At 70.9% G+C, this 20,754-nt stretch carries 17 protein-coding genes and 1 tRNA gene; 5 read left to right on the top strand and 13 right to left on the bottom strand.

What is annotated here, in order from left to right; all coding sequences use genetic code 11:
• Nucleotides 1-20 precede the first annotated feature (20 nt).
• The 8 genes from urtE to AB9M23_RS06860 form a co-directional block, all read right to left on the bottom strand.
• Entirely contained in the window at nt 21-719 is a 699-nt protein-coding gene (gene urtE, locus AB9M23_RS06895) for an urea ABC transporter ATP-binding subunit UrtE (RefSeq protein WP_372423644.1), read from the bottom strand.
• Nucleotides 712-1,464 (bottom strand): urea ABC transporter ATP-binding protein UrtD, encoded by a 753-nt coding sequence (urtD, locus tag AB9M23_RS06890; protein WP_372423642.1) that lies wholly within the window; start codon nt 1,462-1,464, stop codon nt 712-714. Before urtD ends, urtE begins: the two co-directional genes overlap by 8 nt.
• Nucleotides 1,461-2,600, bottom strand: a complete 1,140-nt coding sequence (gene urtC, locus AB9M23_RS06885; protein WP_372423640.1) for an urea ABC transporter permease subunit UrtC — start codon at nt 2,598-2,600, stop codon at nt 1,461-1,463. Before urtC ends, urtD begins: the two co-directional genes overlap by 4 nt.
• 3 nt (nt 2,601-2,603) lie before the next feature.
• The gene (gene urtB / locus AB9M23_RS06880) at nt 2,604-3,473 is read right to left on the bottom strand and encodes an urea ABC transporter permease subunit UrtB (RefSeq protein ID WP_372423638.1); all 870 of its coding nucleotides are present in this window, start codon (nt 3,471-3,473) and stop codon (nt 2,604-2,606) included.
• 73 nt (nt 3,474-3,546) lie between these two features.
• Complete coding sequence (locus tag AB9M23_RS06875; protein WP_372423636.1) at nt 3,547-4,794, bottom strand: transporter substrate-binding domain-containing protein; 1,248 nt, start codon at nt 4,792-4,794, stop codon at nt 3,547-3,549.
• Nucleotides 4,795-5,054: 260 nt separating this feature from the next.
• Nucleotides 5,055-5,732 carry an ANTAR domain-containing response regulator gene (locus AB9M23_RS06870; protein ID WP_372423634.1) on the bottom strand — a complete coding sequence of 226 codons (678 nt, stop codon included), beginning with the start codon at nt 5,730-5,732 and terminating at the stop codon, nt 5,055-5,057.
• Between the two features lie 12 nt (nt 5,733-5,744).
• On the bottom strand, nt 5,745-6,887 hold the full coding sequence (locus tag AB9M23_RS06865; RefSeq protein ID WP_372423632.1) for a transporter substrate-binding domain-containing protein: 1,143 nt from the start codon (nt 6,885-6,887) through the stop codon (nt 5,745-5,747).
• A gap of 441 nt (nt 6,888-7,328) precedes the next feature.
• Nucleotides 7,329-8,579: a flavin-dependent oxidoreductase gene (locus AB9M23_RS06860; RefSeq protein ID WP_372423630.1), complete on the bottom strand. Its 1,251-nt coding sequence runs from the start codon at nt 8,577-8,579 to the stop codon at nt 7,329-7,331.
• A gap of 187 nt (nt 8,580-8,766) precedes the next feature.
• On the opposite strand from AB9M23_RS06860, the gene AB9M23_RS06855 reads away from it, so the two are divergent.
• Together AB9M23_RS06855 and AB9M23_RS06850 are read left to right on the top strand one after the other, a co-directional pair.
• The gene (locus AB9M23_RS06855) at nt 8,767-10,920 is read left to right on the top strand and encodes a thiamine pyrophosphate-dependent enzyme (RefSeq protein ID WP_372423628.1); all 2,154 of its coding nucleotides are present in this window, start codon (nt 8,767-8,769) and stop codon (nt 10,918-10,920) included.
• Between the two features lie 10 nt (nt 10,921-10,930).
• The gene (locus AB9M23_RS06850; RefSeq protein WP_372423626.1) at nt 10,931-12,478 is read left to right on the top strand and encodes an indolepyruvate oxidoreductase subunit beta family protein; all 1,548 of its coding nucleotides are present in this window, start codon (nt 10,931-10,933) and stop codon (nt 12,476-12,478) included.
• A gap of 14 nt (nt 12,479-12,492) precedes the next feature.
• On the opposite strand, the gene AB9M23_RS06845 is transcribed toward AB9M23_RS06850, so the two are convergent.
• Nucleotides 12,493-13,284, bottom strand: coding sequence for a cyclase family protein (locus AB9M23_RS06845; protein WP_372423624.1), 792 nt, complete (start codon nt 13,282-13,284; stop codon nt 12,493-12,495).
• Nucleotides 13,285-13,409: 125 nt separating this feature from the next.
• A complete protein-coding gene (locus tag AB9M23_RS06840; protein WP_372423622.1) occupies nt 13,410-14,366 on the bottom strand; it encodes a ChaN family lipoprotein in 957 nt (318 codons plus the stop codon).
• 120 nt (nt 14,367-14,486) lie between these two features.
• Between AB9M23_RS06840 and AB9M23_RS06835 the strand changes: the two genes are divergently transcribed.
• Together AB9M23_RS06835 and AB9M23_RS06830 are read left to right on the top strand one after the other, a co-directional pair.
• The gene (locus tag AB9M23_RS06835) at nt 14,487-16,451 is read left to right on the top strand and encodes a glycoside hydrolase family 15 protein (protein WP_372423620.1); all 1,965 of its coding nucleotides are present in this window, start codon (nt 14,487-14,489) and stop codon (nt 16,449-16,451) included.
• 126 nt (nt 16,452-16,577) lie between these two features.
• Nucleotides 16,578-17,093, top strand: coding sequence for a flavin reductase family protein (locus tag AB9M23_RS06830; protein ID WP_372423618.1), 516 nt, complete (start codon nt 16,578-16,580; stop codon nt 17,091-17,093).
• A 3-nt stretch (nt 17,094-17,096) separates the two neighbouring features.
• Here the strand turns inward: AB9M23_RS06830 and AB9M23_RS06825 are convergent, their stop codons facing one another.
• Nucleotides 17,097-17,954, bottom strand: coding sequence for an ion transporter (locus AB9M23_RS06825; protein WP_372423616.1), 858 nt, complete (start codon nt 17,952-17,954; stop codon nt 17,097-17,099).
• 162 nt (nt 17,955-18,116) lie between these two features.
• On the opposite strand from AB9M23_RS06825, the gene AB9M23_RS06820 reads away from it, so the two are divergent.
• Nucleotides 18,117-18,192: transfer RNA gene (locus AB9M23_RS06820), tRNA-Lys, on the top strand.
• On the opposite strand, the gene uxuA is transcribed toward AB9M23_RS06820, so the two are convergent.
• On the bottom strand, nt 18,187-19,416 hold the full coding sequence (gene uxuA, locus AB9M23_RS06815; RefSeq protein WP_372423615.1) for a mannonate dehydratase: 1,230 nt from the start codon (nt 19,414-19,416) through the stop codon (nt 18,187-18,189). The genes AB9M23_RS06820 and uxuA overlap by 6 nt on opposite strands.
• 56 nt (nt 19,417-19,472) lie before the next feature.
• A complete protein-coding gene (locus AB9M23_RS06810) occupies nt 19,473-20,753 on the bottom strand; it encodes a TRAP transporter large permease (protein WP_372423613.1) in 1,281 nt (426 codons plus the stop codon).
• Between the last annotated feature and the right edge of the window lies 1 nt (nt 20,754).

The following is a 20,754-nucleotide window of genomic DNA, read 5'->3' as shown; positions in this document are numbered from 1 at the left end:
GCGGCCCGCGGCCGTGGCGGTCAGACCGCCATGTGCCGGTGCACCAGGTCGTCCGTCAGGTCGGCGACGGCCCCGGCGGCGACGACGTGCCCCTTCTCCAGGATGGCGAAGGAGGAGGAGGCGCGCCGCGCGAAGGCGATGTCCTGCTCCACGAGCACGATCGTGATGCCGAGCTTGGTATTGAGGGAGACGATGGCCTCCTCGATCTGCGCGACGATGTTGGGCTGGATGCCCTCCGCCGGCTCGTCGAGCAGGATGATGCGCGGGTCGGTGAGGAGCGCGCGCCCGATGGCGAGCTGCTGCTGCTGGCCGCCCGAGAGGTTGCCCCCGGCGCGCCCGCGGAAGTCCTTGAGCACCGGGAACATGTCGTAGACGAGCGCCTGCAGTTCGGCGCCGCGCCCGCTGGTGCGGGCGAAGCCGCCGAGCGCGAGGTTCTCCTCCACGGTGAAGCGCGGCAGGATTCCGCGGCCTTGCGGTACGTAGCCGATGCCGGCGCGGGCGCGCTCGTGGGTCTTCAGCCCGGCGAGCTCGCGCCCGTCGAGCCGGATGGCGCCGGCCGTCCTGTCGAGGAGGCCGAGGATCGCACGCATCAGCGTGGTCTTGCCCACGCCGTTGCGGCCGAGCACCGAGAGGAAGCCGCCGCCCGCCACCGAGAGCGAGACCCCGTGCAGGGACTGGGCGTTTCCGTAGAAGCCGTCGAGGTTCTGGATCTCAAGCACCGGCGATCCCCATGTGTCCGAGGTAGACCTCGCGGACCCGCGCGTCGGCGGAGATCTCCGCCACGGAGCCTTCCGCGAGCAGCGCGCCCTGGTGCATCACGGAGATCACGTCCCCGATCTCGCGCACGAAGCCCATGTCGTGCTCGACGACGACGATCGTGTGCTTGCCCTTGAGGCGCTGGCAGATGTCGGCGGTCTTCGCCGTCTCGTGGTGGGTCATGCCCGCGGTCGGCTCGTCGAGCAGGATCAGCTCGCTGTCCTGCGCGAGCAGGAGCGCGATCTCGAGCCATTGGGTCTGCCCGTGGGAGAGGTTGGCCGAGGGCTCGTCCAGCGCGTCGGCGAGGCCGACGAACTCCGCGAGCGCCTCGAGCCCGTCCCCGGCGGGCGTGCGCGCCCGCCGCAGGAGCGTCGCCAGCACGCCCGTCTCCCGGCACATCGCGACCTCGAGGTTGTCGCGCACGGTGAGCTGGCGGAAGACGCTCGGCACCTGGAACTTGCGGCCCACGCCGGCGCGGGCGATCTGGTGCTCCTCGAGCCGGGAGAGCTCGCGCCCGTCCAGCGTGATCGAACCGGAATCGGCCTTGGTCTTGCCGCAGATCAGGTCGAGCGCGGTGGTCTTGCCCGCGCCGTTGGGGCCGATGAGGCAGCGCAGCTCGCCCTTGGCGACCGACAGCCGAAGCCCGTTGAGCGCCTTGAAGCCGTTGAAGCTGACGCACACGTCGGTGAGCGCGAGATGCGGGGTCATGGGCGCTCTCCCGCTCCGGGCGCCGCGACGGGCGCGATGGGTTGCGCCGGCCGGGCGCGGGCGGCGGCGAGGCGCGCGCGTCCCATCTCGACGAGGCCGGCGAGCCCCTTGGGGAGGAAGAGGACGACGGCGACGAAGACGACGCCCATCACCAGCGTCCAGGACTCGAGGAAGGCCTCGCTCTCCGAGAGCGCGCCCTGCATCGCCGCGATGGCGATGGCGCCGAGCATCGCGCCGACGAGGCTCTGGCGGCCGCCCACGGCGCACCAGATGACGATGGAGAGCGAGAGCGACACGCCGAGGAAGGTCGGCGAGGCGAACTCCATCACCACCGTGTAGAGCATGCCCGCGAGACCCGCGACGGCGGCGGAGACCGCCATCGCCATGACCTTGTAGGAGGCGACGTCGTAGCCGAAGAAGCGCACCCGCCGCTCGTCGTCGCGGATCGCCTGCAGGATGAGCCCCGCCTTCGAGCGCGTCACCGCGAGGCAGGCGAAGAGCGAGAGCGTCAGGCAGGTCGCGACGAGGTAGTAGGTGGATTTCGAGTATGCGTCGAAGGTGATGCCGAAGAGGCTCAACTGCGCGAGGTCGGTGATGCCGTTGAAGCCACCGGTCCAGGCCTGCTGGTCGACGACGAGCAGGTTCGCCACGACGAGGCTCGCCAGCGTGATGATCGCCACGAACACGCCGGTCACGCGCCCGCGGAACATGAACCAGCCGAGCACCGCGGCGACGAGGGCCGGGGCGAGGAGCCCCGCCGCGATGGCGAAGGCGGTGGAGTGGAAGGGCACCCACAGCCAGGGCAGGGTCTCGACGTTGGTCCAGACCATGAAGTCCGGCAGCCCGTCCGAGCCCGTGTGCGTGGGCACCGTGCGCAGCTTGAGCGTCATCGCCATGCAGTAGGAGCCGATGCCGAAGCTCAGCGCGTGGCCGAGGTTGAGGATGCCGGCGTAGCCCCAGGCGAGGGCGAGGGACATCGCCAGCATGCCGAGCACGAGGTAGCGGGCGTAGCGGTTGAGGAGGAAGTCGTCGTCCACGAGGGCGGGGACGAGGAAGACGACGAGGCAGATCGCGGCGTAGGCGGCGATCTGCAGCCGGCCCTCGCGCAGGTGGTGTGAGGTTGCGCGCTTCGTCATGGCTCAGCTCCGGACCTTGGCGACGAACAGGCCCTGCGGGCGGAAGCGGATGATCACGACGATGGCGACGAGGACGAGCGCCTTGGCCACGGTGTCGTTCGTCACCCAGGCGAGCGAGCCGGTCAGCTGCCCGAGCAGCGCCGCGCTCACCACCGTGCCCAGCAGGCTCTGCACGCCGCCCAGCACGACGACGAAGAAGGCGTCGACCACGTAGGCCGTGCCCATCTCCGGCGAAACGCTCTTGAGCGGCGCGACGAGGGCGCCGGCGAGGCCCGCGAGGCCCGCTCCGTAGGCGAAGGTGAGGGAGTAGACGCGGTCGGCGTCGACGCCGAAGCAGGTGGCGGTGTCGCGGTCCTGCACCACGGCGCGCAGGCGCCGGCCGAAGTCGGTCTTGTACATCAAGGCCCAGGTCAGCGCGAACAGGGCCGCGACGACGACGAAGACGAACACCCGGTAGCCGGGGACCGTCACGCCCAGGATCGAGACCGTCGCGGTGAGCACCTCCGGCATCTCGACGTAGCGCAGCTCGCCGCCCGCGGAGAGGCGCACCACCTGCTGGAGGATGATGCCGATGCCCCAGGTCGCGAGGATCGTGTCGAGCGGGCGCCGGTAGAGGAAGCGGATCACCCCGCGCTCGACGGCCCAGCCGAACGCCCCGACGAGGAGGAAGACGAAGACGAGGCTCGACAGGAGCCCGAGGCCGAAGAACGTGTTCAAGGCCCAGGTGCAGTAGGCGCCGAGCATCAGGAACTCGCCGTGCGCCATGTTGATGACGCCCATCGAGCCGTAGATCAGCGCCAGGCCGAGCGCGACGAGCAGCAGGATCGAGCCGATGCCGAGCCCCGTCATCACTTGCTGAAGGAAGAATTCCAAGGCGACCTCCTCGCCGGGTTCACGGAAGGGGAGGGGGCGGCGCCGTGCGCCGCACCCTCGAGGGACGCTCCGGTCAGCCCTCGACGAGGCCGTCCACGGTGCAGACCTGCCCGGGATAGGCGGCGTAGGGATCGGGCCGCAGCCAGTCGGACGAGGAGCGCAGCACCTCGAACTGGCCGTCCGAGCGGGCGACCGCGATCTTGGGCCACAGCCAGGTGTGCAGGTTGTCCGGGTCGACGCGGATGCGGCCCTGCGGCGCCATCAGCTCCTCGCCGCGCACCGCCGCGCGGATGGTCGGCGGGTCGATGTCGCTCGCCGCGAGCTTCTCCACCGCCTGCTTGAACAGGTAGACCTGGAAGTAGGAGGGCTCCGAGACGAAGTGCGTGACCTTGTCCCCGCCCCAGCGGCGCTGGTAGGCCTCGACGAAGCGCTGGTTCTCCGGGCTGTCGTGGACCATGAAGTAGGGGGCCGAGGTGAAGTGCCCCGCCGCCGCCTCGCCGCCCATGGCCGCGACCTCGTTCTCGGAGGTGGTGAGGCTCGCCATCGGCATGGTCTCGGGATCGAGGCCGGCCGCGCGGTACTGCCGGTGGAAGGCCACGACGGAATCGCCCACGACGGTGGAGAAGATCACGTTGGGCCGCGTCGAGCGGATCTTGTTGATCACCGAGGAGAACTCGGAATGACCGAGCGGGACGTACTCCTCGTCCACGACCTCGCCGCCGAGCTCGGCGAGCAGCTTCTTGCAGTAGTTGTTCTCCTCCCTCGGGTAGATGTAGTTCGAGCCGATGAGGTAGAACCGCGGGCCGAAGGTCTCGAACAGCCAGGGGATGAACTCGTCCTGCTGCTGGTTCGGCACGGCGCCCGTGTAGATGACGTTCTTGGAGCACTCGCGACCCTCGTAGAGGGTCGGGTACCAATACAGGTTGTCGCGCCGCTCGAAGACCGGCAGCACCGCCTTGCGGCTCGCCGAGGTGTAGGAGCCGAACACCGAGACGCAGCGGTCGCCCACCACGAGCTTGCGCGCCTTCTCGGCGAAGGTCGCGGGATCGGAGGCGGGGTCCTCGACGATCGGCACGATGCGCATGCCGTTGATGCCGCCGGCCTCGTTGATCTCCTCGATGGCGAGGAGGGTCGCCTTGTTGAGCGATTCCTCGATGATGCCGGTCGTCCCCGTCAGCGAGAACAGGACGCCGACCTTGATCTCGCCGCCCTGGGCGCGCGCGAGGCCGGAATTCTTGCTCCAGATGTGCGGGAAGCCGGTGGCCGCGGCCACCGACGCGGCGGCGGCCCCTTGCAGAAACGTGCGCCTCTTCAACGTCATGTCACCCTCCGGTCGGACACGAAAAAAAGCCCCGTGCGGCCACGCGGTGCGTGGACGGCGACGGGGCTCCATTGCCAAGCTCGTATTGTGGGCGGCGGATCTGCCGCGGCGCGGGCGCGGGTCCTGCGCTGCGATGCGCGCGGACACGAAAAAGCCCAGCGAACCCGATCTCTCGGATTACGGCTGGGCTGCGACGCCTGCGATGTGAGCCGGCTCCGTTGCCGGCGGGGGACCGCTCTCGCGCGATCCCGGAAAAGACGCTAGCCGAGCAGTTCCTGCGAGTCAACGATGGCGTTGGCCACCGCGCCGATGGAGACGCGCCGAGACATCGCCTGACGGCGCATGAGCTGGTAGGCCTCGTCCTCGGTGACCGCGTTGCGATGCATGATGATGGTCTTCGCCCGCTCGACGCTGCGCATGTTGCGCAGGTTCTCGTCGAGCTTGTCGATGCGCCCGCGCAGGCGCTTCTCGTAGCGGAAGTGGTCGCGGGCGAGCGCCAGGGTGCACTGCACGCTCAGCGGGTCGGCGGGCAGGACGAGGGCGCCGTGCGCCGCGCAGTCGCGCATCAGGTCCGGCCGGAAGGGCGCATGCCGCGGCAGGAGGACGACGAGCGCCGATTCGGGCTCCCCGGGCAGCCAGGGCACGCGCCGCGGCAGGTCGTCGAGGAGAACGCAGAGCACCGCGTCGAACCCGAGCGGCAGCTGCGGCGGCGGCGGCCAGACGTGGTGCGGCTTGGCGCGCAGGCGCTGGAGCTCGCGCACGAGGTCGTCGCCGTGAGAATCGCGTTCGCAGACGACCGCGATGCTCACGTCGGCGAAGGGAAAGGCCGGCCCGATCCGCGCGGGCGCCTGGGCCCGCGCGGCGGGGGAGGGCGCGCGCGGGGCGTCCGCCGCGATCGCCGCGCGGCGGGCCGAGGACGGCGGGTTGCGATCGTGCATCGAGACCGGTCCTCAGGCGAAGGCGAGGCTGCGGGCGTAGCCGATCAGGTAGGGATCGGCGCGCACCCGGCTCGGCGACGAGTAGACGATGTCGAATTGGCCCTGCCGGTTGGCGCGCCCGATGCGCGTCCACAGGTCCGTGTGGCCGCACACCGGGTTGACGGCCACCTTGCCCTGTGGCGCGTCGAGCTCGACGCCGAGCGCGGAGGTGCGCAGGACCTCCGTGTCGAGCGAGTTCGTCAGCTCCAGCGTCTTGGCGAAGAGGTGCACCTGGAAGTAGGCCGCCTCCAGGCACATGTTGGTCGACTGGTCCTCGCCGTAGCGCTTCTTGTAGAGGTGCACGAAGGAGGAGTTGCGCGCCCCGCCGACGCCCTGGAAGTAGGGCGCGGCGGTGACGTGGCCCTCGCCGACGTCGTGGCCCATGGCCTGGATCTCGGCCTCGGTCGTGGTGAGGCTCGCGATGGGCATCACCTTCGGGTCGAAGCCGAAGTCGTGGTAGGTCTGGTAGAGGAAAACCGTGCTCTCGCCCACGACGGTGGAGAAGATCACGTCGGGCTGCGCCTCCTTGACCTCGCGCAGCAGCGGCGAGAATTCGCGGCGTTCGGCGTTGAGTCTGAGGTAGCGCTCGCCCACGACCTCGCCACCGCTGGCGCGCACGAGTTCGCCCATGATCCGGTTCGACTCGCGCGGGTAGACGTAGTCGGAGCCGATGAAGAAGAACCGCCGGCCGTACATCTCCATCAGCAGCCGGCAGAGCTCGACGCTGTTCTGGTTGGGTGCCGCCCCGGTGTAGATCACGTTGGGCGAGAACTCGAAACCCTCGTAGAGCGTCGGATACCACAGGAGCCCGTTGAGGCGCTCCACCACCGGCAGGACGGCGCGCCGGCTGCTCGAGGTGTAGCATCCGAAGATGGTGCTCACGCCGTCGTCCACCATCAGCTTCTTGGCGAAGCGCCCGAAGGCCCGTGATTCGGACCCCGGATCGTAGATCACCGGCTCGATCGGCCGCCCGTTGATCCCTCCCGCCGCATTGACCTCCTCGATCGCCGTGAGCGTGCCGCGAAGCTGCGTTTCCTCGATCACGGCCATGAAGCCGCTCTGGGAGAACAGGACGCCGACCCGCCACGGCTCAGTCGTCTGACTGGAGCTGCGCATTCTTGTCCCTCCATCTGGTTCGGCGCGGCCGTTCTGCCGTCGCGGCGGTCGCCGAAGATCGAACTCGGTCCGTGCACCCTTCCCGGCTTCTCCTCCCGTGCGCGCGCCGCGAAGGGCTCCCATCCCTCGCGGCCGCCGCCGACGACGCCGTCCCGCGCGGCGGGATCTCGGCGACGGGTCGGCGAGTGTGCGTGAGTTCCGTTGCGGAAGGCAACGGGTTCCGCGGTCTTCGCCACGTTCGGTGCTCCCGACCGCCGCGCCGCCGCTGGCCGGCGCGGCCGTCGAAAACGAAAAAGGGCCTTCGCATGGCTCCCGCGGGAGGCATGAGAAGGCCCTCTCGGCTTCGATGTCGCGCGGCCCCGTTGCCGCCCGTCGGCAGCGCTGCCGACAATCCGGTAGATTAGCCGACGTTCCCGACTTGTCAAATCCGCCGGGTGCGACTCACGCGGCCTTCGCGGCGGCGGCGGCATCGGCGGCGAAGCCGGCCTTGTGCGCGTAGCCCTTGACGATCGCCTCGCGCTCGGCGTGGCCGAGGACCGCGTCGATGTCCTCGAAGCCGTCCGGCGCCAGCGCCTCGACCGCGTCGATGACCCCTTCCGGCCCGCCGCGGCGATTGGCGCGCACGATCTCGGCGGTCTTGGGCAGGCGCTCCGCCTCGTAGGCGCGCAAGCCCGCCATCGGGTGGTCGCAGCCGGCGAGGCGATCGGCGAGGCAGCGCGCGTCGAGGATCGCCTGGCTCGCGCCGTTGGAGCCCACGGGGTACATCGGATGTGCGGCGTCGCCGAGCAGCGTCACGCGCCCGTGCGTCCAGCGGGGCAGGGGATCGCGGTCGCACATCGGGTACTCGAAGAACTCGGGCGTCGCCTCGATCAGCGCCGGGACGTTGAGGTGCCGGATGCGGAAGCGCTCGACGTGCGGCATCAATTCCTCGCGCCGGCCGGGGCGCGACCAGTCCTCGCGCCGCGGCGGGGGCGTGGTGCCGTCTCCCTGCCGCACCGCGACGGCCCAGTTCATCAGGACCATGCCCGGACGGTAGCCCTCCGCGATCGGGTAGACGACGAGCTTCTCCGTCATGCCGCCGGCGACGATCATCGAGCGGCCGGTTAGGAAGGCCGGCCATTCCGTGGCGCCGCGCCAGAGCATGATGCCGTTCCAGGTCGGCGGACCCTCGTGCGGGAACAGGCTCGCGCGCACGAAGGAATGGATCCCGTCCGCGCCGATCAACACGTCGCCGCGCGCGGTCCGCACGTGGCGGCCCTCGCGGTCGAAGAACCAGGCGACGACGCCCCCCTCGTCCTGCGCCCAGGCGCCGAGCCGGCAGCCGGTGTGGATCGCGTCCGCGCCCAGGCGCGCCTTCACCGCCTCGTGGACGACGCTCTGCAGGCGCCCGCGGTGGATCGAGAACTGCGGTACGTCGAAGCCCGCCTCGACGCCGCGGGGCTCGCGCCAGATCTCCTGGCCGAAGCGGTTGGTGTAGATCAGCTCGGCGGTGCGCAGCGCGACGCGGTCGAGAGCGGGGAGGAGGCCGAGCTTCGCGAGCTCCTTGATGGCGTGAGGGAGGGTGTTGATGCCGACCCCGAGCTCGCGGATCTCGGAGGACTGCTCGTAGACCTCGGCCTCGAGGCCGCGCTCCTTCAGCATCAGGGCCGTGGTCAGCCCGCCGATGCCGCCTCCGACGACGATCGCCTTCATCTCGCACCCTCATCCTTACGCAACGTTCGTTCGTGCCGCGCGATTAAAGCGCAGCCGCGCGCGGGAGTCCAAGAGAAGAAGCGCAACGTGGGAAACGGGTGCCCGTGACAAGCGCGCGGGGCCGCAATACGACTATGCGGACCGCGTCCGCTCCATGACGGGCGCACCGAAGCGGAAGGGGCAGGCGATGGCGGAACGCTCGTTCGCGCGCGAGGTGGAGGACCTGAAGCTCGGGGACGGCGAGGTCTTCCGGGGGGAGGGCATCCTCGCCATCACCAAGGCGCTCTTGCAGGCGGGCGTCTCGTATGTCGGCGGCTACCAGGGCGCGCCGATCTCTCACCTGATGGACGTGCTCGCCGACGCCGCGGACGTGCTCGACGAGCTCGGCGTGCATTTCGAGAGCTCGGCCTCGGAGGCGACCGCGGCCGCGACGCTGGCGGCCTCGGTCATGTACCCGATCCGGGGAGCCGTGACCTTCAAGTCGACGGTCGGCACCAACGTCGCCTCCGACGCGCTCGCCAATCTCGCATCGGGCGGGGTGACCGGCGGGGCGATGATCATCGTGGGCGAGGATTACGGCGAGGGATCCTCGATCATGCAGGAGCGCTCTCATGCGTTCGCGATGAAGTCGCAGATCTGGCTGCTCGACCCGCGCCCCAACCTCGAGACCATCGTGAAGATGGTGGAAGAAGGCTTCGAGCTCTCGGAAGTCTCGAACACGCCGGTCATGCTCGAGGTGCGCATCCGCACCTGCCACGTCCATGGGCACTTCAAGACGAAGGCCAACAGGAAGCCGAGCTTCACCCTGCGCCAGGCGCTGGAGAGCCCGAAGCGCGACGTGAGCCGCATCGTGCTCCCGCCCGCCTCCTATCTGCACGAGAAGGAGAAGGTCGAGAAGCGCTGGCCCGCGGCGGTCCAGTTCGTCAAGGACCGGAAGCTCAACGAGCACTTCGGCCCGGAAGAGGGCGAGACGGGCATCATCGTCCAGGGCGGCATGTTCAACAACACGATGCGCGCGCTCCAGATCCTGGGGCTCGCCGACGTCTACGGCAACTCGGCGATCCCGGTGCACGTGCTCAACGTCACCTATCCGCTGATCGACGACGAGCTGTCCGCCTTCTGCGCCGGCAAGAAGGCCGTGCTGATGGTCGAGGAGGGCCAGCCCGAATATCTCGAGCAGGCGCTCGCCCACATCCTGCGCAAGCGCGACATCCAGACGAAGCTGTCGGGCAAGGACGTGCTGCCGCTCGCGGGCGAATACACCACGCAGGTGCTCTTGAAGGGGCTCAAGGCCTTCTTCGCCGACCACGAGCGGCCGCTGCTGGGCAACGAGCCGCCGATCCCGGACCCGGAGCCGGTGCTCTCAGACCCGACGGTGAAGGCGCTGGCCGAGGTCGTGCCGCCGCGCCCGCCGGGTTTCTGCACCGGCTGCCCGGAGCGGCCGATCTTCGCGGCGATGAAGCTCGTCGAGAAGGAGCACGGCCAGCATCACGTCGCCGCCGACATCGGCTGCCACCTGTTCTCGATCCTGCCGCCCTTCGACATCGGCGCCACCACGATGGGCTACGGGCTCGGCCCGGCCTCGGCCTCCGCCTTCAACGTGGAGGCGGGCAAGCGCTCGATCTCGATCATGGGCGACGGCGGGTTCTGGCACAACGGCCTGAACTCGTCGATCGGCAACGCCGTCTACAACAAGCACGACGGCGTGATCATGATCGTCGACAACTACTACTCCGCCGCCACCGGCGGGCAGGACATCATGTCCTCTCGCGCGGAGAGCAAGCGGCGGGCGACGAACAACAGCATCGTCGACGCGGTGAAGGGTGTCGGCGTCGAGTGGGTGCGCCGGATCGACCACACCTACGACGTCGCCGAGATGCGCGACACGCTCGCCGAGGCGCTGACCACGAAGGAGAAGGGCCCCAAGGTCATCGTCGCTTCCTCCGAATGCATGCTCAACAAGCAGCGTCGGGTGAAGCCGCTCCTCGCCAAGGCGGCGAAGGAAGGCAAGCGGCTCGTGCGCGAGCGCTTCGGCGTCGACGAGGACGTCTGCACCGGTGACCATGCCTGCATCCGGCTGTCGGGCTGCCCGTCGCTGTCGATGAAGCACCTCGACGACCCGCTGCGGGACGACCCCGTCGCCTCGATCGACCACACCTGCGTCGGCTGCGGCAATTGCGGCGAGGTGGCGGAGGCCGCCGTGCTCTGCCCGTCCTTCTACCGCGCGGACGTCATCGTCAACCCGACGGGGCTCGACCGCTTCCTGGCGCGGGTGCGCCGTGCGGTGATCTCCTGGCTCGCCGCGCGCCGCGACCGGCGCCGCATCGCCTTCCCGTCCTGAGGCCGTGCCGATGACCCGTCACGAGACCTTCGCCGGCGCGCTCTCCACCGACCGCCCGATCACACTCGCCATCCTCGCCATGGGCGGGCAGGGCGGCGGCGTGCTCGCCGACTGGATCGTCGGCATGGCGGAGGCGCAGGGCTGGGTCGCCCAGTCCACCTCGGTGCCGGGCGTCGCCCAGCGCACCGGGGCGACGATCTACTACATCGAGATGGTGAAGGCCCCGCCCGGAGCCGAGCCGATCCTGGCGCTCATGCCCACGCCCGGCGACGTCGACGTGGTGCTCGCCGCCGAGTTCATGGAGGCGGGCCGCTCGATCCTGCGCGGGCTCGTGACGCCCGACCGCACGACGCTGATCGCCTCGACCCACCGCGCCTACGCGGTGGCCGAGAAGCAGAAGCCCGGCGACGGGGCGGCCGATCCGCAGGCGGTGGTGGCGGCCTCGGGCGTCGCGGCCAGGCGGGTGATCGCCTCGGATCTCGATGCACTGGCGGCGCGCAACGGCAGCGTCGTCTCCGCGGCCTTGTTCGGCTCGCTGGCGGGGGCGGACGTGCTGCCCTTCCCGCGTAAGGCCTTCGAGGACGCGATCGCGGCCGGCGGCAAGGGTGTCGCCGCGAGCCTGAAGGCCTTCGGCGCGGCCTTCGACCGTGCGCGCAATCCCGAGGCGCATGCCGAGCCGCCAGCGCCGGCGAAGCCCGATCCGCTCGCCGACGTCGGCCACGCGGGCTACGACGCGCTGCTGGCGCGGGTGCGCGCGGAGTTCCCGGCGCAGGCGCGGCCGCTGCTCGCCGCGGGCCTGCGCAAGGTGGTGGACTTCCAGGATCTCGCCTATGGCGGCGCCTATCTCGACCGCATGCGGGAGCTCCTCGCGGCCGACCGCGCCGCCGGGGGCGACGCAAAGGTCTACGCCTTCACGGCGGCCTGCGCCAAGTACCTCGCGGTCGCCATGGCCTACGACGACGTGATCCGCGTCGCCGACCTCAAGACCCGCGCCAGCCGCTGGGATCGCGTCGTCGGCGAGGTGGGCGTGAAGGCGGACGAGATCCTCTACACGACCGAGTTCATGCATCCGCGCATGGAGGAGGTGATCGGCACCATGCCCGCCGGCATGGGCCGCTGGTTCGAGGCGCGGCCCGGCCTCGTCGCGCGCCTCGACCGGTTCGTGAGCCGCGGCCGGCGCGTGCGCACGGGCACGATCCGCTGGTACCTCGCGCTCTACGTCGTGGCGGGCTTCAAGCGCATGCGCCTGAAGACGCTGCGCCACGCGCGCGAGACGGCGCACATCGACGCCTGGCTCGGCACGGCGCTGGAGGTGCTGCCGACGAACTACGCCCTCGCCGTCGAGATCGTCGGCGCGCGTCGCCTGGTGAAGGGCTATTCCGACACGCACGCCCGCGGCGAGGCGAAATTCGACCGCGTCCTCTCGGCGGTGCCGATGCTCGTCCACCGCACGGACGGCGCCGATTGGCTGCGGCGCCTGAAGCAGGCGGCGCTGATGGACGAGGCCGGCGGCGCGCTCGACGGCGCGCTGCGGACGGTGGCGACGCTGGAGGCGTGACTCGCGCCGGCCGTTCAGCCCGGCACGAACGCCAGGACGCGCACCGGGCTGCCCGTGCCGTTGACGAGCTTCAGCGGGGCCGCGACCAGGATCGCGCCCTTCGGCGGCAGGCGGTCGAGGTGGGCGAGGCTGGCGAGGCCGTAGCGGTTGGCCTGATGCATCAGGAAATGGGCCGGGAAGGGCGGGTTCATCTCCGTGGCCGCGCCGGCGTCCGTGCCCACGCACTCCGTGCCCCAACCCATGATGCCCTTGGAGACGAGGTACTCCATGCAGTCGACCGACGGGCCGGGCGAGTGCGGGCCGGTCTCGTCGGCGTTGAGGAAGGTCTCGGCGCTGTCGTTGCGGCGATGCCAGTCCGTGCGCATCAGCACCCAGCTGTCACGCTCGATCGCGCCGTGCTCGGCCTCCCAGGCCTTGACCCTCTCCGCCGTGAGCAGGAAGTCCGGGTTCTCGGCCGCTTCGCGCGAGCAATCGACGACGTTGACGGGACCCACGAAGTTGCGCGGCGGGATCGTGTCGGTCGAGCCGTCGCTCGTATGGTCGCGCCCGGAGATCCAGTGGATCGGCGCGTCGAAATGCGTGCCGGTGTGCTCGCCGAGCTTGAGCCAACGCCAGGCCCAGTAGGGGCCTTTCTCATTGTACCAGGAAATCTCGTGCATCTCGACGTTCGGCGTGTTCACGCCGATTTCGGGCGGCAGGTAGAGCACGGGCGTATCGGGCCCCAGCGGCGCGGAGAGGTCGACGACGGTGATGGACCCGCTCGCCAGCCCGGCGGCGAGGTCGGTGAGCGTCTGGCGTGCGGTCATTGGGGCCTCCCGGTGCCTCGTCGTTGCGCTCGCCGCTCCGGTGGCGTCCGGGCGGCGGGGCATCGTACGTGGGAGGTTCGCGAATGCAAGGAACGGCCGCGCTCGCGCGGCGGCGCGGACGCGCCTCAGCCGCCGCCGAAGCGCGCCCGCAGGTCGGCGCAGACGTCGCCGCGCGCCACTTCCGGCGTGAACCAGGCGATGTCGTAGGGCGCGTCCGCCGTGCCGAAACGGGCGACGAGGTCCGCCGGCTCGTCGACGTCCGGCGCCGCCTCGACGAAGGCGATCGAGAGGACGGCGCGTTCCGGCGCGCGCGCCGCGAGGTAGAACGGCACCGCCTCCGCGCCGACGTGGCCGGCGCCGGCGATCAGCACGGCCGGGGAGGGGGCCGCGAGGAGCGAATCGGCGAGCACGGCGTCGCGCAGGCGCTGGGCGAGGGCGAATCCGGGCACCGCCGCCTCCGACAGGAGCCCGCAATGACCATCGACGATCGCACGCTCCATGCGCACGCGCCCCGCCTCCGGCAGCGGCCGATCGAGCCCGAGGCGGGCGCGCTCGGCCGGCGCGAGCGCGTCTTCCTCGCCCCGCGCGAGCGCCGTCGTCAGGGCACGCGCCGCGTCGCCCGCGTGCAGCGTCCAGCCGGCGTCGAGGGCGGCGGCGAGGATCGGGGCGTACATGGCGAAATCCGGCCAGCCGCTCGCCTCCCAGCCGAGCGCCTCGCCGAGCGCGTCGACGTCCTCGGCCCGGGCGTCGGCGAGCGGCCCGCCCGCGTCGCGGCGGACCATCTCCAGCACGAGCCCGCCGGCGGGGGCCCGCGCCGCGGCGATGCCCACCGCCCAGGCCTGGAGGGCGTGGTGGTCCGGGTTGTCGTGTCGCTCGCCGAGGAGGACGATCTCGGCGTCCACGATGCGCGCGGCGACGTCCGCCGGCGCCAGCGCCTCGCCGGTGCGGGCGTCGTGGATCGCGCCGGCCAGCGGTGCGTCCGCGGGCGTCTCTCCGACGAAGGCGGGCGGCGCGGGCGACGCCACGGCCATCGACGCGGCGAGGAACGCGGGGGCGAGGAGGGCGGTCTCTATGATGCGCATGCGGAACACCTAGCGCGGTGCGACACGTCCGGCGAGGGCGGTGCATCGTCGCGACGAGTCGGGATCGAACGGCCACGCTCGCCGTGCGTTGTACCCTCGTATAGCGAGAGAGGAGTGCGGATGGCCGCGACCGAGACGTCCAACGAGCGTATCCCCTACGTCCAGCCACCCATCGAGGACTATGCACTCATCGGGGATTGCCACGGTGCGGCGCTGGTCTCGCGCACGGGCGCGATCGATTGGCTCGCCCTCCTGCGCTTCGACGAGGATCCGGCCTTCTTCCGCCTTCTGGACGGTGGGCAGATGGGCGACCACGGCGGGGGCGCCTGGGAGATACGGCCCGACGGCGTGCGCGAGGTCCACCGAGCCTATGTCGAGCGCACCAACGTGCTGCGCACGACCTTCGTCTGCGAGACGGGCGTGCTCGAGGTCACGGACTTCATGCCGGTGGGCCGAAGCCGCGCGGCGGGCGCTCACGACTATGTCGACCTCAACGCGCCGGGATGGCTGGTGCGCCGTCTCGCCTGCACACGCGGGCGCATCGGGGTGACGACGTGTTTCTCCCCCCGGGGGCCGCGCTTCTCCAAGGCCCCACCGACGCTCGAGGTGACCGGCGGGTGCATCGCGGTGCAGGGCGGGCTCATGCTGTGGTGCGGCGGCGAGATCGCGCCGCGCGACGACGGAGTCGAGATTCGGCACGAGATCGCGGTGGGAGAGGTGGTCCCCACGGTCCTCACCCACGTGACCCCGCTGTCCGACCCGCGTCCGACGGTCGATCATCTGCTCTCGGTCACCTGCGCCTTCTGGCGGGAATGGGCCGCGTACGTTCGGTATCGCGGGCCGCACGTGGAAGCCGTGACACGCTCTGCGCTCGCGCTGAAATGCCTCACCTACGCGCCGACCGGCGCGCTGGTGGCCGCCGCGACCACGTCGCTGCCGGAGACCCCGGGAGGGGAGCGGAACTGGGACTATCGCTTCTCGTGGCTGCGCGATTCCTGCTTCTCGCTGTTCTCCCTCGCGGTGCTCGGCTTCAGCGGCGAGGGGACGCGGTTCTCCGAGTTCCTGACGCGGCGCTGCCTGCGGGAAGGCTCGGCGATGCGCATCATGTACGGGCTGGAGGGGCAGCCCTTCCTGCCCGAGCGCACGCTGGACGAGCTGGCGGGCTATCGCGGCGCACGGCCGGTGCGCGTCGGCAACGAGGCGGCCGAGCAGCGCCAGCTCGACATCTTCGGGGAGGTCCTCGACTGGGCGGACCTGCGCATGGCGCTCGGCGCGGATCTCGGGGCCGACGAGCGCGCGCTCGTGGCGTCCGTCGCGGATCACGTGTGCCGGATGTGGCACGAGCCCGATCAGGGGCTGTGGGAGGTGCGCTCCGGCCCGCAGCACTTCGTCCACGGCAAGGCGATGGCCTGGGTCACCCTCGACCGCGCGGCGAAGATCCTCGGCGACCGCCCGATCTGGCGCGAGAACCGCGAGGCGATCATCGCCGCGATCCTCGAGAAGGGCACCGCCGGCGATCCACCCTATCTCACGCAGGCCTTCGGCACCGACGCGGTCGACGCGGCGCTGCTGCAGATCCCGCTGCTCGGCCTGCCGATCGATGCGCGGATTCTCGAGGAGACGGTGCGTCGGGTCGAGACGGAGCTGAAGGTGGACGACCTCGTCTACCGCTATCGCGGCGACGACGGGCTCGAGGGCGAGGAGGGCGCCTTCATGATCACGAGCTTCTGGCTCGTGGAAGCCTACCTCACCGTCGGCCGTGGCGAAGACGCGCGCGCGCTGTTCGAGCGCCTCCTGGCGCGGGCCAACGACGTCGGCCTCTACGCCGAGGAGGTCGATCCGGATACGGGGACGTTCCTCGGCAACTTCCCGCAGGCCTTCACGCACCTCGCGCTGATCACGAGCGCGGCGTTGCTCCATCTCTACGAGATCGGCGGCGCGGAGGCGATCCGAGGGACCAACGCGGACCGCGCGCGCGCGCTCGTCGGGGCGACGGAGGGGGTGAAGGCGCTCGCCTACGCCCTCGTTCGCAATCGCTCGATGAAGCTGTTCTCCTCGCGCGAAAGCGTGCTCGCGCTGGATTGAGCCGGCGACGGCGGTTCGCCCGCGCGCGCGAGGCTTCCCTTCGCGGGGGCAGAAGCCATATGGGTGGACGGAGACGGACCGTCCCCGCGCACGCCCGCGCGCCGACCGATGCGAGAAGGATCGCCCTTGAGCGCCCGCCCCGATGCCGCCGCCGACACCGCCTCCCTCGACGCCGGGGCGTTCCGCGACGCGATGAGCCGCGTGCCGGGCGCCGTGCACGTGGTGACGACGCGCGGGCCGCAGGGGCGCGCGGGTTTCACGGCGACCGCCGTCACCGCCGTGTCGGATCACCCGCCGACGCTGCTCGTGTGCGCCAACGCCGGCAGCGAGAGCACGCGGGCGCTGGTGGCGAACGGCATCTTCTGCGTCGGCACGCTCGCCTGGGACGACGAGCCGCTGGCCAACGTCTTCGCCGGGCGCACGGAGCTGCGCGGCGACGCGCGCTTCGGGCAGGGGCGCTGGACGACGCTCGCCACCGGCGCACCGGTGCTCGAGAGCGCGCTCGTCGCCTTCGACTGCCGCCTCGTCTCCGCCGAGGTCGTGGGCACGCACCACGTCCTGATCGGCGAGGTGGTGGACGTCCGGGTGGGCCGGCACGCGCGCGCGCTCGTCTACCGCGAGCGCGCCTTCCACGGGCTGTGACGCCTATTCCGCCGCGTCGCTGCGCCCGCGGGCCTCGCGCAGCGCCGCCACCTCGCGCCGCAGCGCGCGGATTTCCTCGACGAGGACCGCGTTGACGTCCTGCATGGCGTTCGCCGCGGCGGCGACCTCGACGCTCGCCGCCTGCTCCGCCGCCCGCTCCGCGGCGCGCTCCTCCTTCGTCTCCTCCTCGTGCACGGCCTGCATGGCCGAGACCACGATGCCGATGAACAGGTTGAGCACCGTGAACGTCGTCACCAGGATGAAGGGCAGGAAGAAGGCCCAGGCGTAGGGGTAGACCTCCATCACCGGCCGCACGATGCCCATCGACCAGCTCTCCAGCGTCATCACCTGGAAGAGCGTGTAGGCGGAGGCCGCGATCGAGCCGAACCACTCGGGGAAGGAGCCGCCGAACAGCTTCGTCGCCATCACCGCGAAGACGTAGAACACGAGCGTGAGCAGCACGATCACCGACCCCATCCCCGGCAGCGCGCCGACCATGGCGCCGACGACCCGGCGCAGCGACGGCACCATGCTGACGAGGCGCAGGAGACGAAGCACGCGCAGCGCGCGCAGGACGGAGAATGCGCCCGTCGCGGGCACGAGCGCGATGGCGACCACAGTGAAGTCGAACACGTTCCAGGCGTTGCCGAAGAAGCGCAGCCGGTGGACGAGGAGCCGCGCCGCGATCTCGACGACGAACACGGCGAGGATCGCCCTGTCGAGCACGAGCAGCGCCGGCCCGACCCGCTCCATCACCGCGGGCACGGTCTCGAGCCCGAGCGTGACCGCGTTGACGAGGATGAGGACCATGATCACCCGCTCGACGCGGCGGGATTCGACGAAGGATTTCAGGCGGTCCACGGGGGTGAGTCTCCGATGCGCCGGGGAGGGGCGCGGCGAGGGGTGCGCGGCATCCGGGGAAGTGCGCATGCTGCGGCGTTTCGTCAAGCGGCTCTCGACGGCACTCGGCCCCGGCCCTCCGTGTTGACCCCCGCCCGCGATGCCCTTAACCAGGGGCCGCGGGAGCGCGTAGCTCAGCTGGTAGAGCAACGGACTTTTAATCTGTAGGTCCTGGGTTCGAGCCCCAGCGCGCTCACCACGCAGACCCCACCCCCGCATACGCCAACCCCCGTGCGACGCCCCGCAGCTCCGCGAGCCCTCGCATCCGCCCCGCCACCGGGTAGCCCGGCTGTGCGCCGCGGCCGATGTCGGTGAGGATGTCGTGGCCGTGGTCGGGGCGCATCGGGATGTCGGCGTCGGGGCGGCCGGCGGCGCGGCGGGCGGCCTCCTCGTCGAGCACGGCGGCGACGAGGGCGACCATGTCGACGTCTCCGTCGAGGTGCGCGCTCTCGTGGAAGGAGCCGCGCATCGATCCGTCCGACGGCGTGCCTTCCCGCGTGACGTTGCGCAGATGGAGGAAGTGCACCCGCGATCCGAGCCGGCGCATCATGCCGGGCACGTCGTTGTCGGCACGGGCGCCGAGCGAGCCGGCGCAGAGCGTGACTCCGTTCGCCGGGAGGTCGACGGCGTCGAGCACGCGGCGGTAGTCGTCCTCGGTGGAGAGGATGCGCGGCAGGCCCAGCAGGGGAAACGGTGGGTCGTCCGGGTGGCAGCACAGGCGCATGCCGAGCCGCTCGGCCGCCGGTGAGACCATCTCCAGGAACGCGATCAGGTTCGCGCGCAGGCGCTCGGGTCCGATCGCGGCGAAGCCGGCGAGATGGGCGCGGACGGTGTCGAGCGTCACCCGCTCCGCGTCGCCGGGGAGCCCCGCGGTGACGGCGTCGGCGACGCGTCGGCGGGTGGCCTCGCTCATCGCGGCATGGCGCTCCGCCGCGGCGGCGCACAGGTCGGAATCGTAATCCCCGGCGGCGCCCGGGCGGGCGAGGATGTGCAGGTCGAAGGCGACGAAGTCGAGCCAGTCGAAGCGCAGGCAGGTGCCGCCGTGGGGCAGCGGGTGGTGCAGCGCCGTGCGCGTCCAGTCGAGGACGGGCATGAAGTTGTAGCACACGACGGGGATGCCGGCGGCGGCGAGGTGCTCGAGGCTGGCGATCCACGCCGCGACGTGCTCGCGCCACGGCCCGCTCTGGCGCTTGACGTCCTCGGAGACCGGAAGGCTCTCGACGACCTCCCAGGCGAGGCCGGACGGCCCGCCGTCGGCGCGGCGTGCGATCGCCCGTTGGCGGGCTTCGATTTCGTCGGCGGTCCACGGGGCACCCGGCGGGACGTGGTGGAGCGCACTCACCACGCCCTCCACGCCCGATTGCAGCATGTCCTCGATCGTGCAGACGTCGCGGGGGCCGAACCAACGCCAGGTTTGTCTCATGGTGCGTGTCTCACGACGAGGCCTTCGTCCCGTGTCGGAGGCTCGGCCTGCGGCCGTCATCCGAAGGCGAGGCGCGGCAGGAAGAGGACGAGGTCCGGGAAGGCGAGGAGGACGGCGACGAGCGCCAGGATCGCGGCGAGGAAGGGCAGGGATTCGCGCACGTATTCCTCGACCCGGCAGCCGAGCAGGCTGCAGACCGTGTACATCGCCACCCCCACCGGCGGCGTCATCGAGCCGAGCGTGACGATCGTCATCATCAGGATGCCGAAATGCACCGGGTCGAACCCGACGCGCTGGACGATCGGCACGACGATGGGCGTGATCAGCAGGACGATGATGGTGCTCTCGAAGAACAGCCCCGCCACGAAGAGCGCCGCCAGGATCAGGCCGACGATCACGTAGGGATCGCTGAAGCCGTCGAGCAGAAAGACGGTCACCTGCTGGGGCACCTGCAGGAAGACGATGGCGTAGCCGATCATGCCCGACATCAGGATGATCAGCATGATGAGCCCGATGTCGGAGACCGCCCGGGCGAAGGCGCGCCCGATCGCCGCCGCGTTCATCGCCCGATGGGCGAGGACGCCGACGAGGATCGCGTAGACGACGGCGAAGGCGCCGACCTCCGAGGGCGTGAACACGCCGCCGCGGATCGACAGGAGCAGCAGCACGGGGAAGAGGAGGGCCCATTTCGCGTCGAGCGCCGCTCGCCCGAAGGCCCGCGCGGCGGGCGGCGCGCTCTGGTCGACGACGTAGCCGCGCTTTCGGGCGACGAGCCAGGCCGCGACCATCAGGAAGAGCATCATCAGGAGGCCCGGCACGACGCCCGCGAGGAAGAGCCGCCCGATCGAGACCTGGCCCACGTAGCCGTAGAGGATGAGCCCGATGCTGGGCGGGATCGTCGCGGTGATCAGCGAGGACAGCGCGATCACGGCGGCCGCGTAGCCCTTGGAGTAGCCCTGGTCGATCATCCGCGGGCCGAGCACGCGCGCCTGCATCGCCGCATCCGCCACCGCCGAACCCGAGACGCCGCCCATCAGCGTCGAGAGGATGATCGAGACCTGGGCGAGCCCGCCGGCGATCCAGGCGACGGTGACGTGGGAGAACTTGAACAGCCGCTCCGTGATGCCGCTCTCGTTCATCAGGTGGCCGGCGAGCACGAAGAACGGCACCGCGAGCAGCGGGAAGCTCTGCGAGACGGCGGCGATGCGCTGCACGCCGATCGAGGTCGGCATGATGTCCGACGTCAGGAAGAAGGTGAAGCCGGCGAGCCCGATCGCGAAGGCGACGGGCGCGCCGAGGAGGAGCAGGACGAGGAAGACGCCGCCGATGAGGAGCATG

It is taken from the genome of Salinarimonas chemoclinalis (assembly GCF_041514305.1).
In the GTDB taxonomy this organism is placed as follows: Bacteria; Pseudomonadota; Alphaproteobacteria; order Rhizobiales; family Beijerinckiaceae; genus Salinarimonas; species Salinarimonas chemoclinalis.
The sequence above is the reverse complement of the archived record's forward strand: the minus strand, read 5'-3'. Positions and strand labels throughout refer to the sequence as shown.

Bases quoted from the DNA above. Each gene is read 5' to 3' on its own strand.
- urtD (WP_372423642.1), bottom strand. From the start codon at position 1,464: ATGACCCCGCATCTCGCGCTCACCGACGTGTGCGTCAGCTTCAACGGC.
- urtC (WP_372423640.1), bottom strand. From the start codon at position 2,600: ATGACGAAGCGCGCAACCTCACACCACCTGCGCGAGGGCCGGCTGCAG.
- AB9M23_RS06875 (WP_372423636.1), bottom strand. From the start codon at position 4,794: ATGACGTTGAAGAGGCGCACGTTTCTGCAAGGGGCCGCCGCCGCGTCG.
- AB9M23_RS06870 (WP_372423634.1), bottom strand. From the start codon at position 5,732: ATGCACGATCGCAACCCGCCGTCCTCGGCCCGCCGCGCGGCGATCGCG.
- AB9M23_RS06865 (WP_372423632.1), bottom strand. From the start codon at position 6,887: ATGCGCAGCTCCAGTCAGACGACTGAGCCGTGGCGGGTCGGCGTCCTG.
- AB9M23_RS06860 (WP_372423630.1), bottom strand. From the start codon at position 8,579: ATGAAGGCGATCGTCGTCGGAGGCGGCATCGGCGGGCTGACCACGGCC.
- AB9M23_RS06855 (WP_372423628.1), top strand. From the start codon at position 8,767: ATGGCGGAACGCTCGTTCGCGCGCGAGGTGGAGGACCTGAAGCTCGGG.
- AB9M23_RS06850 (WP_372423626.1), top strand. From the start codon at position 10,931: ATGACCCGTCACGAGACCTTCGCCGGCGCGCTCTCCACCGACCGCCCG.
- AB9M23_RS06845 (WP_372423624.1), bottom strand. From the start codon at position 13,284: ATGACCGCACGCCAGACGCTCACCGACCTCGCCGCCGGGCTGGCGAGC.
- AB9M23_RS06840 (WP_372423622.1), bottom strand. From the start codon at position 14,366: ATGCGCATCATAGAGACCGCCCTCCTCGCCCCCGCGTTCCTCGCCGCG.
- AB9M23_RS06835 (WP_372423620.1), top strand. From the start codon at position 14,487: ATGGCCGCGACCGAGACGTCCAACGAGCGTATCCCCTACGTCCAGCCA.
- uxuA (WP_372423615.1), bottom strand. From the start codon at position 19,416: ATGAGACAAACCTGGCGTTGGTTCGGCCCCCGCGACGTCTGCACGATC.
- AB9M23_RS06810 (WP_372423613.1), bottom strand. From the start codon at position 20,753: ATGCTCCTCATCGGCGGCGTCTTCCTCGTCCTGCTCCTCCTCGGCGCG.